Below are 15,162 nucleotides of genomic sequence, written 5' to 3'. Positions count from 1 at the left end.
ATTCCGCTGACCTGCGCGGACCGACGCTCATCATCCATAGACCGGGCAGGACCGCGGCGGCACCGTCAGTTCATACCCAATTCCCTTGCGGTGATGAGTAATTCGCTCACCATCCGCTCTCGCTCGGCCCTTCCGATTCCAGTGCGCATGGGGCCCAGTTGAAGTTCGTACGCGGGGCGGCCGACGGCGGCGACCGGGGCCGCGATGAAGCTGATGGACAGCGGTTCTTCGGCGGCCATCCGGTCCGGGTCGTACGGTGCGGCCGCCAGTGCCGTCATCATGTCGAAGACCTTACGACGCAGGGCGACTCGTCCAGGGTGCGCGGCCAGCACCTCGCTCATCTCCGCAAGCAAAACGAACAACCGCGGATCGGTGCGGCCGAGCGCGAACACCGCGACGCCGGTATCGAATATGTTCTCGAGAGCGGCCGAAAGGTCTTCTCGCAGTTCGGGTGCGGCGGTGTCGAGCCAGGCCCGACGCAAGTTGGGTGGGCGGTGCGCGACGACGGTCGCACCCAATGGTGCCGCGAGCGGCAGTCGAGTACCGACGCCGACGTGGGTCGGTATGCCCGCGTCGCCACGCGCGATACCAACGATGGTCGCCTCGCTGGTTCCGATATGAACAAGGGCGACACCGCACCCGGTACGGTCGGCCAGCGCGCGCAGGGCGCGGTCGTGACCGCGCAGCAGGGGTACGGCATCCCGCACGGCCTCGGCGACGCCGACCAGGCCGACGCCGAGCTCATAGCGCCGATCCGGTCGCCGCGCCACCCACCCGGCATTCTCGAGCGCACCGAGGATCAGGCCCACGGTCGATCTATTGAGATCGAGGCGGCCGGCGATCTCGGAAGCCGACAGCGGCTCACCACGGCCCGCGAGCAGTTCCACGACGGCCACGACCCGCTCGGTCGGCGGCGAGCCCGACTGCCCGGCGCTCTCGGCGCTCTTGCTTTCCGTCACGGCGACGACCTATCCTGTCCGGCTGCCAAATACTAGACACATGATGATGAATATTTGTCATCCTGCCACACGGTCCACACCGAGGTGCGCGCGGCGGGTGACGACAAGGGAGTCGAACCATGAATCGCAGGGCACTATTGGCCTCGGCACTGGCCACGGGCGGACTCGCCACCGCCGTCGCGTGCACGAGAACCGAAGCACCGCAACGCCGGTCGAACGATCCCGGCGATCCGGTCTTCGAGCTCGAATCCACCGGCTACCCCAGCGCGGACACCGCGGCGGCGCTCTACGACGAAATGGACTATCAGCGTGCCGTACAGGGCTACATCTGGGCGCAGCCGCTGGTCGGCCTGGCCGCCATGGCCGAGGGTGCGCGACGACTGGGCATCGCGCCGCTGGAGCTGTTCATCTTCAACCAGCTCGAGCAGGTCAACCAGAAACTGCAGACCGGCAATGACGATGTCGTCTACTCCTTCGCCTATTTCGACCTCACCGCGACCGGCCCGCTGGTGATCGACATTCCGGGCGGCGGCCAGTACGGCGTACTGCTGGACGCCTGGCAGCGGCCGATCGAAGACGTGGGCGGCACCGGCCCAGATGCCGGGCGCGGCGGCCGCTACCTGGTGGTGCCGCCCGGGTACACCGGACCATTGCCCGAGACGGGATTCTTTGTCCGCCAATCGAAGACGTACACCGGCATGCTCTTCCTGCGCGCGGTCCGCAACCGCGGCGACAGTGCCGCCGACGCCGCGGCCCGGCTACAGCGGGCGAACCTCTTCGCCTACTCCGCGGTGACGAACCCGCCCGCCCCGCGGTTCCGGCTCATGAATTTCGACGACTACGACGGACTGACCCCACGCGGTCTGGACTACTTCACCCTCATGGGGAAAGCCCTCGCGGCCGAGTATCCCGAAGAGCGCGACCGGATCATGCTCGGCATGCTCGCCCCGCTGGGTCTCGGCATCGGGCACACATTCCAGCCCGACGATCGCGTGAAGTCGATCCTGACCCGGGCCTCGGATACGGGTCGGAAAATGGTCGCCACGCTGGAAGCCGATCCACGGGTGGCGCGCCCGAGCATCTATCCGAAAACACATTGGCGCAGTCCGACCGGTCTGGTGTCCCATACCCAGGAGCGCGGTTCGATCACCGAGGTGGACGAGCGTGCGGCGCTGTTCCGGTTCGGCTTCGCCATGCAGAAATTCCTCGACCCGGACGCCAAACCTCCCATCGGCTCCGGCGCGGCCTACCTGACCAGCTTCCGCGACTCATCGGGCAATTTCCTCGACGGCTCGAAACACTATGTGCTCCGGGTGCCGCCGAAGGCCCCGATGCTGGCGTACTGGTCGGCCTCCGCCTATGACGCCGACGACTTCCATTTCGTCGTCACCGACACCCGCCGACCGTCGATTTCGTCGCTGAAGAACCCGACGGTCAACCCCGATGGCACGATCGATGCCCATTTCGGCCCGAGTCTGCCTGCCGGAACCAGCGAATCGAACTGGATCAAGACCGTTCCCGGGCGCGGTTTCCTCGTACTTTTCCGGCTTTACGCACCTACCGCGGATTACTACACCGGGAGCTGGCCGCTGCCCGATATCGCTGCCGCGTGACTCCCCGAATCCGCGAACAATACGAAGGACTGGTGGCTCTTGAAGACGACCCGACGACAATTACTGCGGGCCCGCACCGCGGCCGCCGCCGCTGTGACACTCATTCCGATGATCGCCGCGTGCGGCTCCCCCACCGCCGGCACCGGACAGATCGATAGTTCCCTGTCCGGCACCGAGATCTCGGATTTGACCGAGCAGGCTTTCGACTGGGGTCTCAATATCGCGGGATTCTACGAACTGCGCCACCTGTACACCCAGCAGGACGGTCCCGCCTTCCACGGACTCAACCACTTGCAACCGCAGCTGGAACTGTTCAATGCCAAGACCAGTCGCGTCGCCACCACGGTCAACGCCTCGACGCTGTACTCGGGCGGCATGTTCGACCTGTCGAATGATCCGGTCGTCATCGAAACACCGGCGGTGACCGACGGCCGGTACTGGAGTGTGCAGGCCGGTGACCAATACGCCGACTGGTTCTTCAAAGCCGGTTCCCAATTCACCGGCAATGCGCCACAACGGTATCTGATCATCGGCCCGAACTGGCACGACAAACTACCAGCCGGTTTCACCGGAACCCAGATCGTGCGTGCGCCCTCCGACTCCTTCGTGCTGTCGGCTCGCATCGCGGTCACCTCCCGCACCGACGCGGATATGGCCGCCGCACGAGCGGTCGTGCTCGGCATCGGCGCGGTTCCGCTCAGCCAGTGGACCACTGCGGGCGGCCATGTTCCCCCGCTCGATCAGCAGCCGAAGATCAAGGGCGACTATCGCGACTTTCCGCGTATGGATCAGATCACCGACATCGCCAAGTCGATGACCGCGCTCGACTATCTGCAGTTGCTGAGCTTGTCGCTCAACGACCCCACCCTGACCCGAAAGACCGACTCGGTCAAGGAAACTCGGACCCTGATCGATCTGGCCCGGCTGGGCCTGAAGCCGGGCACGATCTTCGACCCGACCGAGGTCGACTCGGCTCAGCGGGCCAAGATCGAAGAAGGCTTCACCCACGCCCGTACGAACGCGCGAAATGCCTTCACCGCCACACAGATCGACATGAACGGCTGGCGACTGCAATCGGATCTGTTCTCCGACCCCCTCGACTACCCGGCCAAAGCCGGTGCCGACGACGTCGCCTGGGGCACGCCTGTGCCGTACCAATCCCACACCATCGCCTACTTGTTCAAGGACAGTGAGGGGCGCGACCTCGACGGCAGCCACCGGTACACGCTCACCTTCGATATCGGCAATCTGCCGCCCACCACGGAATTCTGGGAGCTGCCGATGTACGACTCGGCGGGCTATTTCATCGACAACCCGATCAACCGGTACAGCGTGACCAGCGGCCAATTCGCCGCCGGTGCATACGCGGTCGCCGACGGCAAACTGACTTTCTACCTGCAACCCGACCCGCCCGCCGACCCGGACCAACGGCGCAACTGGCTACCGACGCCACCCAAGGACCGCTTCCAACTCGCCGCGCGCTTCTACGGCCCCACCTCGGGACTCTTGGACGGCACCTATCCCATGGCCAAAGCCACTCGAACAAATTGACAACGATCCTCCGCTAGCGCGGCGCCAACCACCGGCGATTGCCTTAAGGCAATCGCCTTAAGGCGTTTGCCTTAAGAAACCGGAGGCATTCTCGCCACAAGCTGCACCGACCTTGATATAGACAGCGAGACACCAGTCGGCCGAGGCCGAATTCGTCCTACTCACCGAGACTCGAGTGACCGAGAACACGGGCGATTGTGACATGTTCCACATATCAATTTCTGGTGCATCACCGGTGATCGATCGCCGAGCAAATCCGGCTTCCCGCAACACCCGTGACGCTGAATTCGAGGAGAAATACCGATGAGGATCACCACCCTGGTCACCGCCGCCGCCCTGGCGACCGCGACGCTCACCGCCGCCACGGCGACCGCCTCCGCCGAACCGCAGGCCCCGTCGGCGACCGCTGCGGCGACACCCGAGACCGGCGTGAACTATGACGTCACCGCCACCGACACCGCCGCGACGATCTCCACGGACGCGGGCAGTCTGGTCACCGAGAACGGCAGGTTCGAGATCAAGGCCGCCAATGGCCAAGTGCTGGCGGGCATTCCGCTCAGCTTCAGCATCGATGGTGTCGACTACCCGATCGAGGCGGCCATCGACGGCCACACCGCCACCCTCACCCCCGTCGCCATGCCCTACCAGGACGAGGCGCCCTGGCGCACCCGCTACGAGCGCGAGCAGGCCGCCTTCCAGCGGGCCTCCCTGCAGATCACCACGTCCGCCGCGGGCGGCGCGGCGGTGGGCACCGCCATCGGCGGTGTGATCGGATGTGTCGGCGGGGCGGTGGTCGGCGGTGTCGTCACCGGCATCCTCGCCGCGCTCTTCGGCGCGGGCCCGCTGGCCGGATGCCTGGCGGGCATCGCCATCGGCGCGGGCATCGGCGCTTTCGCCGGGGCGCTACTGGTCACCGCGCCGGTCGCGGTCGCCTCCCTGATCCAGTACTTCACCACCGTCAACGAGCCCTTCACCCCGGCGACGCCCGCCGCCAAGTAGCCGACGCGACCCCGGCCGCGCCCAACCGGCGCGGCCACCATGTTCGCCGAGCGCGGCATCGACCCGATTCGTATTGTCCACGCCGGCAACACGACTCGATCGAACTTCCGATGCATACATCGCTGCCGCTGTTCGGGCTGGCCTATGCGATCGCCGGTGCGGGTGCCGGGCTCGCGTTGGCAGGCTTGCCGACGGTCATCGTCGAGGCCAGTGCCGCGGACCGATCCGCCGGCACCGTCGCTGTCTACAACAACGTGTACACAATCGGCGGCAGCGTCGCCAGCGCCGGATTCGCTGCGTTACTCGAAGCCCTGATCCTTCCGCACACCGCGTTGCCCAGCGTGACGGCCTACCTCACGATCTGGGGACTGTGCGCCGCCGGTGCCGTCATCGCCGCGGGACTCACCCTGACAGCACCCACCGACGCCTGAGTTCGATCACTCTCCGGAACCCTCCGCTGACACCGAACTCCACCCCATCGACAGAACGAGGACCACACAGGTGCACAGCAACGACCGCGACCCGGTCGATGCCGTTGCGGGTCAAGCGGATTCGCGCACGATGAGTTCGGGCTGCAGCAGCTGCCGGGGAGGTGCCTGGCCGTCCGAGTCCAGCGCCGCGTGGATGGTGGCCGCGAGGAGTGCGGGAAGGCGGTTGGCGGGAACGACAGTGGTGGTCAGGCGGGGTCGCAGGACCGCGCCCATGGGGAAATTGCCCGAGCCGACCACCGCGACGTCTCGCGGTACGGCCAATCCGGCCTCGCGCAGGACTTCGATGAGCAGCAAGGCATGCTCGTCGTTATAGGCGTAGATGCCATCGGGGCGGGTGCCCGGTTCGACGAGCCACCGCTCCACCACCGGCGTGAGACTCTGCTCGGTCAGCTCGCAGTCCACCCGCTCGACGGGTATGCCACGCTGCCCGGCCAACTCGGACACGGCCTCGAACCGGGGCACGCTCAACACGGCCAGCAGACCGGTGGGCACCAGGCACGCCAGTCGCGTGCAACCCCGCCGGATCAGGTATTCGGCGGCCGTGTGGGCGACCGCCGCGGGATTCAACGGAATCTGGATCGCGGTGGTCGCGCCGGGTTGGGCACCCAACAGCACCACCACGTCCACTCCGGCGCGGCGCAGGAATTCGACGCTCTCGGTGGGGCATTGCAACGGGTGGGCGATCACCGCAGCGGGACGGAGTTCGGCCCAGGCCCGCGCCGCCTCCAACCCCGGCCGCTGTCGGCCGCCGTGGACGAGCAGGCACAGATCTCGTTCGGCCAGTTCGCGGGCGAGGTGTTCGAGGAACGCGTCACTGGCGGGGCTGGCCGGGAGTTCGAGCATCGGGATCAGCACAGTGTTGCCGCGTCCGGCCCGCAGGGTGCGGGCGGTGGCATTGGGCGCGTAGCCCAGCTCGCTCGCCGCCGCGAGCACGCGATCGCGGGTCTGCTCACTGATCCGCGCGTCGGCGCGGCCGTTGAGCACATAGGACACCGTGGCTCGCGATACCCCCGCCCGTCGCGCGACATCGGCGCTGTTCGGCTTGTCGATCGGTGTCTCCGAGGTCACGGTCCTCCCTTTCCCCCCGAGTAGGGGGTGGACGCTCCAGCGCCCATGACAATAGCAGCTTACTCGTGTAACCTTTGCGGCTGATTACACGTGTAACTAAGTAGCTGACCGGCCGACAGTATTGCTCGCCGGCAGATCGAGAGGGGCCGTTGCGGCCATGACTGCACCCATTCGACACACCGACGCCGTGCTCACACGCCGCACACTCCTGGGTAGCGCGGCAGCAATCGCGGCCGCCGCGCTCGTGCCCGCGCTCGCCCGAGCCGAGGATGGACCGCGGCCGAACATCCTATGCCTGGTGAGCGAGGACTGCGGCGCGCAGCACCTCGGGTGCTACGGCGGCGTCGCCCACACCCCGACGCTGGATCAGCTTGCCGCGGAAGGAATTCGGTGGCGCAACTGCTTCTCCGCGGCCCCTGTCTGCGCGCCGTCCCGGTTCGCGATGATCTCCGGAGTCGCACCGGAGAGCTGCGCCCCCGCCAACCACATGCGTGCCGCCGGAGCCCTGCCGCCGTTTCTCGATCACGCCGGATGGCCGCGACTGTTGCGGCAGGCGGGCTACTACTGCACCAATAACGCCAAGGAGGACTACAACACCGCCGACCTCGATGTCGGCTCGACTTGGAACGAGTCCTCGGCACGGGCGCACTGGCGCAATCGCCCGGCGGACGCGCCCTTCTTCGCGATCTTCAACCCGATGACCACGCATGAGATTTCGGTGTTCCTCAACGCGCCAGGGCTCGACGAACTGGACAGCAAGGTGTCCACGCCGTATCTACAGGAACTTCAATCCGTCCACTCCGCCCTCCCGACGCCGATCGTCGGCGGGCCCACCACGCCCGACCAGGTGCGCATCCCGCCGTACTATCCCGACACCCCGACCACCCGTTCGGACGCCGCACTGTACATGAACCAGATCAACCAGATGGACCAGGAAATGGCTTCTCGGTTGCGGGAATTGGACGAGGCAGGACTCGCCGACGACACCATCGTGCTCTATTACAGCGATCACGCCGGTGTACTGCCTCGCTCGAAACGCTTCTGCTACGACAGCGGCCTGCATATCCCGCTGATCGCCCGTTTCGGCCGCAATCTCGCCCATCTCGCCCCCGCCCCGCCGGGCACCGTGCTCGACGAGCCCGTCTGCAGCGGAACCGCGTTGCCGCCAACGATTCTCGACCTGGCCGGAGTCGGCGCACCCGCGTGGATGGGTGGTACCCCCTTCGCCGGTTCGCGCAGGTCCACGGCGGCCTACGCGTTCGGCATGCGCAATCGCATGGATGAGCGCTACGACATGGTCCGCACCGTGCGGGACGAACGTTTCCGCTACATCCGCAACTATCTACCCCATCTGCCCAACGGCCTGCACGTCCAGTTCATGTGGTTCCAAGCCGGATATCGCGAATGGGATCAACTCCACCATGACGGCCGCCTCGACGAGGTCACCGACCGGTTCTGGCAGCCACGCCCCGCCGAGGAGCTCTACGACACCCTCGCCGACCCCGACGAAATCCACAATCTCGCAACAGATCCCGCCTACGCGACCGATCTGCGACGGATGAGCGCGGCCCTGGACGAGCACATGCTGGCGGTGGTCGACGACGGTTTCATCCCCGAAAGCGAAGCCGCCGAAGGCTACACCACGAGCCGGGAACCTAGCGTCTACCCGCTGCGCGAAGTCATGGCGCTGGCAGCCACCGCCATCCGCCGCGACCCCGCCGCCATCCCCGAACTTGTGCGAAATCTGGCTTCGGGCAACGAGATCGTGCGCTACTGGGCCGCGACCGGCTGCTGCATGCTCGACACCGACGGGGCACCGGCCACCGACGACCTGCACCGGACATTCGACACCGAACCGTCACCGCATGTGAAAGTCGCACTCGCGGAAGCCCTCGCTCGGACAGTCGGCGACCCGCGGGCCGTGGCCTACCTCGGCGACACTCTGGTCGGTCACCCCGACGGCTGGATCCGGCTGCAGGCCGCCAACGCACTCGACCACCTGGGCGAGGGCGCCCGCGCGGCACGCCCCCAACTCGTCACCGCGTCCAACGCGCCCGGCAAGTCCGACGCGGACGGCCATGTCCGTACCGCCGCCGCCCACACCGTGCGCGCATTGGACAACACCGCCGTCGGCATTCCCTGACAGTCGGCATCGGCGGCAGCCTTCGGCCCGGATCCAGAACCAGCGGCAACTCTATGCGCTCGTGGCCGAGTGGGCCGCCGGCCGGTCGGCGGACGAAGCAGCGAAACTGTTGAGCGACAACGACATCCCCGCCGCACCACTCATGTCGATCGCCGACATAGCCGCCGACCCGCACTACCGCGACCGCGGCACCCTCATCGATGTCGACGATCCCGATCACGGCCGCATCAGCATGGCCGCGCCCCTGCCACGCATGAGCGGCACCCCTGGCAGCATCCGCAGCCTGGGCCCCGCACTGGGATCCAGCACCGACGACATCCTGGCAGAGCTGCTGGGCCTGGACACCGACACCCGGTCCGCGCTGCGCGCCGAAGGGATCATCTGAACATCCGACGCGTCCCGCAGACCAATGGACCCAAGCGACGGTCTTGCGCGCCACGAACCCCGCTATAGACGGTCTTGCGCGCCACGAACCCCGATATAGATTGAGGGCGGTCCTGACCTTCTGGTCAGGACCGCCCTCGTTTGTAGCGGGGACAGGATTTGAACCTGCGACCTCTGGGTTATGAGCCCAGCGAGCTACCGAGCTGCTCCACCCCGCGTCGGTGAATACAACATTACACACGAGTGGGGAAGGGAACCTAATCGACTGGTCAGAGCCGTTTTTCAGGGTCGGGAGGGAATAGGGTGCAGGGGTTCGGGGGTGCGGTCGGCGGGGGCCGGATCGGGTACGGAGGCGGCGAGGTAGCGGGCGGCGATCATGATCGCCAGGGCGGCGGCGAGGATGAGGAGCAGGGCCGTGATGGAGATCCAGAACATCCGGTCGTAGAGGGCGATGTCGGTGCGGATGATGGCACGGCGGGCGAACGTCATGGGGGCGATGTCTTTGAAGGGGCGGAACAGGAGTGGGGTGGTGCCGGCGGGGAAGACGCCGCCGAAGGCGAAGATTTGGAACATATAGAAGGAGAAGGCCGCGATGGAACCGGCGACGCGGCCGAAGAGCACGACGAACAGTTGAGCCGTCACCGCTGCCACCAGGCCGACCAGGGCGATGACGGCGACCATGGCGGGCCACTGTTGCGGGGACCAGCCGAGCCAGCTGCCGTAACCGGCGGCGAGGGCGGACACGGCGATGACGCACGCCGCGCCGACCGCGGTGCCGCGCAGGACGGGGCCCGCGGCGCGCCGCCAGGGTGAGCGGCCGCGAGCGGCTCCGCGCAAGGGGCGCACCAGCATCCACAGGACGATGGCCGCGAGGAAGGAGCCCATCACGACGAGCACGGGGCCTGCGCCGCGGGCGATCTCCTTGTGGCTGCGGTCGCCATCGCGGACGAGCTGGCTGGGTTCCTGATTGCGGATGTCCATGGTGACGGGCTGGGCCATAACGTCGGCCGAGGCGTTGGGGTCGCCGATGTGGGGTGCGGCGGCCGCACCGTCGCGCAGGCCGTTGTCGAGCTGGGTTGCGCCGTCGCTCAATTGGGTGACGCCCGCCCGGAGGTCGCGGCCGCCGGCGACCAGCTGGTCCAGGCCCGTGGACAGATCGTTCGCGCCGCTGCCGAGTTGTGCTGTGCCGTCACGCAATTGGGTGCTGCCGTCGGCGAGGGCCAGCACGCCGGAGCGGTAGTCGGCCTTGGGATCGGTGAGCTGCCGGGCCAATTCCTTTGTGCCGTCGCGCAACTGGGTCAGCTGGCCGACGAGGGAATCGGGGTCGTCCGGACGGACCTGGCCGATGAGGCTCTTCAGCTGGGTGACCGCGTCGGCCACCGCGGGGTCCGGGTTCCTGCTCAACTGGTCGAGCAGCGGATCGAGCTGGGCCGCGAGCCGTCCGGCGGGTTGGAGGGCGTCCAGCAGCGGCGTGACGACCTGGTCCACGCCGTCACGGATCTGCCGTGCTCCCGAGCCGAGTTGATCGGTGCCGGTGACCAATTGGCTCGCGCCGTCGGCGAGCTGGACCGCGCCGGTATGGAGCTGGCCCGTACCGGTCGCCAGTTGCGCCGCGCCGGTGGCGGCCTGATCGAGTCCGGCGGTCAGCTGGTCGGAGCCGTCGGCGAGCTGCGTGGTGCCCTGGGCCAATTGGGTCGCCCCCTTGGCGGCGTCGCCGAGGCCGGAGCCGAGACTGTTCACGCCGACCAGAATCTGACCGGCGTAACCGCGCCCGATGGTGGCCGCGATCTGGTTCTGCGCCTCGGTGACAACGCTATTGGCCACGGCCGGTCCCAGCGTGCCGTTGAAGTCGTTGTACCAGACCATGATCCGAGCATGCTGCGGCGCGGGATCGGTCACGCTCAGCACGTTCCGGGTGAAGTCGGCGGGAATGACGACCGAGAAGGCGTACCGGCTCTCCCGCAGCCCGCGCACCGCTTCCGCGCTGCTGACCCGGTGGAACTGGAGTTCACCGCTGGACACCAGATTGTCGAGAATCTCGGTGCCCATGTTCTGTGCTTTGCCGTCGGAGATGCCGCCGGCATCGTCGCTGGCGACGGCGACCGGAATCTGCTTCAGGTACAGCTCCGGATCCCACATGATCCACATGTAGACCGCCGAGACCAGTGTCGGCACCACCAGGAGCAGCACGATCGAGGCGCGTGCGAATGTGGATCCCCGTGGCTTGCGCCGGAGCAGACCGCCGAGGCGACTGCGGATGGATGTCGATCTGTCTGCCACGGCGAACCCCGATACTGCGCACTGCCAAAGTCGGGCCCAAGCTACCTGGTCACCCGTCCAGAATGTGCGAATTCGAGGAAATACCCGCCCGGCTCAGCGGCTCGCGTCCACCACCAGTGCGGTGGTGTTGTCGGTGCCGCCGCGACCGAGGGCCGTCCCCACCAGCGCCTCCGCCGCCTGACCCGCCGAAGTCCCGTGGGACAGAATCGACTTGATGATCGGCATGTTGAGCTTCTTACCCACCCCATCGGTGCACAGCAGCAGCCTGCCCACGCTCGATCCGGTGGCCGCGCGCCCGATGTCGCCCGGCTGCACGGTCCGCACCGAGGTCGTGACCAGATGCCGCATACCCGGCAGCGGGTCGTGCCCGCGCGCCCGGAAGTACTCGGCGACGGTGTGATCGGTGGTCGTGCGGTGCAGCACGCGGCCGTTCCACCGGTAGGCCCGGCAGTCACCCACCCAGGCGATATCGCAGGGGCCGTCCAGCTGACCACTGCTCGGCAGCACCGCGACCACCAGCACGCTGTCGGCGCTCGACTCGGGTAGCTCACGCAGCAATTCCCGCTGCGCCGCCAGGATTCCGGCCTGCGCGCCGTCCCCGACCGCCGCCCGCGCCGCGGTCTGCGCCACCAGCCGCGCCGCCCGGGCCGCCGCCAGATGATCCCCCACCCCGTCGGCCACCACGAAAACGCTTCGCCCGAGCCGGGCATCGGTGAACGTGGCGAACGCGTCCGCATTGATCGTGCGCCGCCCCAGCCGACTCACCCCCGCCCCGGCCACCAGACCGAGCCGCGCCTGCGCATCGGCGTCGACAGCGGCGACATCTCCCACCTCGATGGCTTCGGTGTGCACGACCGGACCTCCTGGGACTCCGTCTCACGGGGTGCTGTCCTGCAGCACTACCCCATTCAACGGCCGAAACCCAAGCTCCGCTCCCGAAATGTCTGTGTGCTTGCTGAGTAATTCGAGAGGTTCACGAATGAGGTGCTACGCCGCGGCGCGTAGCACGGATGCCGCCTGGGCGCGGATGTATCCGCATGCCGCCGCGGCGTTGACTCGGATCCATGAACGCGATCGAACACCGGACCGTCACGGTCAACGGCCTGCCGACGCATCTGGCCGAGGCGGGCAGCGGGCCGCTGGTGGTCCTGCTGCACGGGTTTCCGGAACTCTGGTACTCCTCCTGGCGGCATCAGCTGCTCCCCCAGCCGATCCTCTTCGCCGGAGGCGCGCTCGACACCGCTGTCCGCTTCAGCGACCTGTCGGTCATGCGCGCACTCATCCCGAACCTGCTCGAGCCTCTCGTCATGCCGGGTTGCGGCCACTGGATCCAGCAGGAGCGCCCGGACGAGATCAACGCCGCCATCCTGGCCTTCCTCGACAAGGTCGGCTGACACAAATTCCGCGCGACTCCCCGCCCGCCCCTGATACCCCGGCGAAGAACCCCGGCCTGGCCTCCTGAGGCGACACACCGGGTTGGCTGCTCGCCGCCATGAACGGAGAGACTCGAATATGCGAAAGGGCCCGGAACCTGATGGTTCCGGGCCCTTTCGCTTAGTAGCGGGGACAGGATTTGAACCTGCGACCTCTGGGTTATGAGCCCAGCGAGCTACCGAGCTGCTCCACCCCGCGTCGGTGAACACAACATTACACACGGGCTAGGAGATGCACCAAATCGGCTGGTCAAGCCAGGTTTTGGGGCGGAAGACAGCCGGGTGAGCGAGGGCGGCGGAGCGAAGCAGACCGGACGGTTGCCCCTAAAGCGGAGTAATCAGGGTGAAAATCTTCCATTTGAGAGTCTCGCGCGCACGGTTGGTCGTTCATTTGAGCACGAAACGTGACCGGAGTCACAAATTCTTGGTGAGTTGAATCACATCACGGCCAGATAACAGACCGCTCGGGATTGGCATTTGCAGCATAGCCAACCTGCATCAACGCCGTTTTTCTGGTCATTCGCTTCATGCAATTCTGAAGTTATCAAGACGTGATCTGTCGAGATTTACTCGTTATCGTCAGTTGCGGCCCGGATCAAACCTGAGATGGGCTCCGACCCGAACCGCTGCACTCCGGAAACCCTGTCCCGCGGTCGGGCACCCCGACTCCTGGGGACAGGGACACGGCGGAGCATTTGCGCCGGGCCGGTCGGCACAGGGAGGGAAAACACCATGAAACAGAACCGGAAGATCAACACTCGCGTCCTCGGCTTCGCCGCCGTCACCGGCGCACTTGTTGCCGTCCCGTTCGGCTTCACCGCAACCGCCTCCGCCGCCCCGACCCACGACTGGGACGGCGTCGCCCAGTGTGAGAGCGGCGGCAACTGGGGTATCAACACCGGCAACGGCTACTACGGCGGTCTGCAGTTCTCGCAGAGCACCTGGGCCGCAAACGGCGGCGCCGGCCTCGCTTCCAGCGCCAGCAAGGCCGAGCAGATCCGCGTGGCCGAGAACGTGCTGTCCACCCAGGGTGCCGGCGCCTGGCCGGTGTGCGGCCAGTACCTGCGCGCGGGCGTCACCGAGCCCGAGCCCCAGGCCGCGCCGGAGCCCGCAGCCCCGGCTCCCGTCCCCGCCCTCCCGACCGATCGCCAGGCCGTCATCGACCAGGCCAAGAGCGTTGCCGGCGGCCTCGCCCAGCAGTTCGGCGTGCAGGACCAGTACAACCAGGTCCTCCAGTCCAACGCCGCCCTCATCGAATCCTGGGGCAAATAACCCGAATCTCCTTCCCATACCGGAAGAAATGGAAAGGTGCTGCGTCAATGGCGACGCAGCACCTTTCGCTATTCGGAGGCAACAATTCTTATTGTGCGCCAGTGAATTCCGCACGATTATCGAGAGCCCATTCCTGAAAGGTTCGCGGTGACCGGCCCGTGACCTCCGCGACCGTCGGATGCACCACCGAGGTGAAGGACTCCAGTGCCGTGGCGCGCAGGGCCATGATGGCCGTGGCCAGCTCCGGCTCCACCCCGAAGCGCAGCAGATCCGCCCGCGCCCGGTCGGCCGAGATCTCTTCGAATCGCAGTGGGCGGCCGAGGATTTCGGCGAGGGTCTCGGTCTGCTCGCCCGGGGAGAGCGCCTGCGGACCGGTGACCGTGTAGACCTGACCGGCATGGCGCGCCGGGTCGGCGAGCGCCGCGACAGCGACGGCGGCGATATCGCGCGGATCCACCACCGCGATGCGGCCCTGGCCGAAAGGCGCACGGACGGTGTCGGATTCGCGGATCGAGGGCGACCAGTGCAGCGCGTTGGACATGAATCCCATGGGGCGCACGATGGTCGACGCGACCCCGCTCGCGCGCACCGCGTCCTCGCCGGCGCGATGCCAGGCGGGGATCGGGTCGGTCGCGGCCGCATCACCGGCTCGCCCCGAGGACAGCTTGACGATGTGCTCAGCCCCCGCAGCCGCCGCAGCCCGGGCGAGATTCGCGTCGTGCGTGGGGATCTCGGGGCCCGCGGTCGACAGGAAGACGCCGCGGACTCCGGTCAGCGCGGCGGGCAGGCTGTCCGCGTCGCCGAGATCGGCGCGCACGACCTCCACACCGGCGGGCAGGCCGGCCGCTTCGGGGCGGCGGGTGACGGCCCGCACCGGCAGGCCCTCGGCCAGCAGCCGATCGACCACCGCGCGGCCAACGGTGCCGGTGGCTCCGGTCACGAGAAACATGGGTACTCCGTTCGTCGGTA

At 67.3% G+C, this 15,162-nt stretch carries 13 protein-coding genes and 2 tRNA genes; 8 read left to right on the top strand and 7 right to left on the bottom strand.

What is annotated here, in order from left to right; genetic code table 11:
• Positions 1-65 precede the first annotated feature (65 nt).
• The gene (locus tag ACFXIV_RS38260) at positions 66-959 is read right to left on the bottom strand and encodes a helix-turn-helix domain-containing protein (protein ID WP_379401785.1); all 894 of its coding nucleotides are present in this window, start codon (positions 957-959) and stop codon (positions 66-68) included.
• A 119-nt stretch (positions 960-1,078) separates the two neighbouring features.
• Between ACFXIV_RS38260 and ACFXIV_RS38255 the strand changes: the two genes are divergently transcribed.
• From ACFXIV_RS38255 to ACFXIV_RS38240, 4 genes are all read left to right on the top strand, one after another.
• Positions 1,079-2,572, top strand: a complete 1,494-nt coding sequence (locus tag ACFXIV_RS38255) for a DUF1214 domain-containing protein (RefSeq protein WP_379401786.1) — start codon at positions 1,079-1,081, stop codon at positions 2,570-2,572.
• A 39-nt stretch (positions 2,573-2,611) separates the two neighbouring features.
• Positions 2,612-4,123 (top strand): DUF1254 domain-containing protein, encoded by a 1,512-nt coding sequence (locus tag ACFXIV_RS38250; protein WP_379401787.1) that lies wholly within the window; start codon positions 2,612-2,614, stop codon positions 4,121-4,123.
• A 303-nt stretch (positions 4,124-4,426) separates the two neighbouring features.
• On the top strand, positions 4,427-5,122 hold the full coding sequence (locus tag ACFXIV_RS38245; RefSeq protein ID WP_379401788.1) for a hypothetical protein: 696 nt from the start codon (positions 4,427-4,429) through the stop codon (positions 5,120-5,122).
• A gap of 110 nt (positions 5,123-5,232) precedes the next feature.
• Entirely contained in the window at positions 5,233-5,553 is a 321-nt protein-coding gene (locus ACFXIV_RS38240; RefSeq protein WP_379401789.1) for a hypothetical protein, read from the top strand.
• Positions 5,554-5,664: 111 nt separating this feature from the next.
• Here ACFXIV_RS38240 and ACFXIV_RS38235 read toward each other — a convergent pair whose 3' ends face one another.
• Positions 5,665-6,681, bottom strand: a complete 1,017-nt coding sequence (locus tag ACFXIV_RS38235; RefSeq protein WP_379401790.1) for a LacI family DNA-binding transcriptional regulator — start codon at positions 6,679-6,681, stop codon at positions 5,665-5,667.
• 157 nt (positions 6,682-6,838) lie between these two features.
• Here ACFXIV_RS38235 and ACFXIV_RS38230 point away from each other — a divergent pair, with 157 nt between their 5' ends.
• Both ACFXIV_RS38230 and ACFXIV_RS38225 read left to right on the top strand, forming a co-directional pair.
• Positions 6,839-8,824 (top strand): sulfatase-like hydrolase/transferase, encoded by a 1,986-nt coding sequence (locus ACFXIV_RS38230; RefSeq protein ID WP_379401791.1) that lies wholly within the window; start codon positions 6,839-6,841, stop codon positions 8,822-8,824.
• Positions 8,760-9,209: a CoA transferase gene (locus ACFXIV_RS38225; RefSeq protein WP_379401792.1), complete on the top strand. Its 450-nt coding sequence runs from the start codon at positions 8,760-8,762 to the stop codon at positions 9,207-9,209. Before ACFXIV_RS38230 ends, ACFXIV_RS38225 begins: the two co-directional genes overlap by 65 nt.
• Before the next feature lie 143 nt (positions 9,210-9,352).
• Here ACFXIV_RS38225 and ACFXIV_RS38220 read toward each other — a convergent pair.
• From ACFXIV_RS38220 to ACFXIV_RS38210, 3 genes are all read right to left on the bottom strand, one after another.
• Positions 9,353-9,426 (bottom strand) — tRNA-Met (locus ACFXIV_RS38220).
• Positions 9,427-9,490: 64 nt separating this feature from the next.
• Positions 9,491-11,488, bottom strand: a complete 1,998-nt coding sequence (locus tag ACFXIV_RS38215; protein ID WP_379401794.1) for a YhgE/Pip family protein — start codon at positions 11,486-11,488, stop codon at positions 9,491-9,493.
• Between the two features lie 93 nt (positions 11,489-11,581).
• The gene (locus ACFXIV_RS38210; protein WP_379401795.1) at positions 11,582-12,340 is read right to left on the bottom strand and encodes a PP2C family protein-serine/threonine phosphatase; all 759 of its coding nucleotides are present in this window, start codon (positions 12,338-12,340) and stop codon (positions 11,582-11,584) included.
• A 212-nt stretch (positions 12,341-12,552) separates the two neighbouring features.
• Between ACFXIV_RS38210 and ACFXIV_RS38205 the strand changes: the two genes are divergently transcribed.
• The gene (locus tag ACFXIV_RS38205; RefSeq protein ID WP_379401796.1) at positions 12,553-12,882 is read left to right on the top strand and encodes a hypothetical protein; all 330 of its coding nucleotides are present in this window, start codon (positions 12,553-12,555) and stop codon (positions 12,880-12,882) included.
• A gap of 164 nt (positions 12,883-13,046) precedes the next feature.
• Here ACFXIV_RS38205 and ACFXIV_RS38200 read toward each other — a convergent pair.
• Positions 13,047-13,120: transfer RNA gene (locus ACFXIV_RS38200), tRNA-Met, on the bottom strand.
• Positions 13,121-13,653: 533 nt separating this feature from the next.
• Here ACFXIV_RS38200 and ACFXIV_RS38195 point away from each other — a divergent pair.
• A complete protein-coding gene (locus ACFXIV_RS38195; RefSeq protein WP_379401797.1) occupies positions 13,654-14,193 on the top strand; it encodes a transglycosylase family protein in 540 nt (179 codons plus the stop codon).
• A gap of 88 nt (positions 14,194-14,281) precedes the next feature.
• Here the strand turns inward: ACFXIV_RS38195 and ACFXIV_RS38190 are convergent, their stop codons facing one another.
• Complete coding sequence (locus tag ACFXIV_RS38190) at positions 14,282-15,142, bottom strand: NAD(P)H-binding protein (RefSeq protein WP_379401798.1); 861 nt, start codon at positions 15,140-15,142, stop codon at positions 14,282-14,284.
• Positions 15,143-15,162: the final 20 nt, after the last annotated feature.

The organism is Nocardia sp. NPDC059236, assembly GCF_042754085.1.
Taxonomy (GTDB): domain Bacteria; phylum Actinomycetota; class Actinomycetes; order Mycobacteriales; family Mycobacteriaceae; genus Nocardia.
The sequence above is the reverse complement of the archived record's forward strand: the minus strand, read 5'-3'. Positions and strand labels throughout refer to the sequence as shown.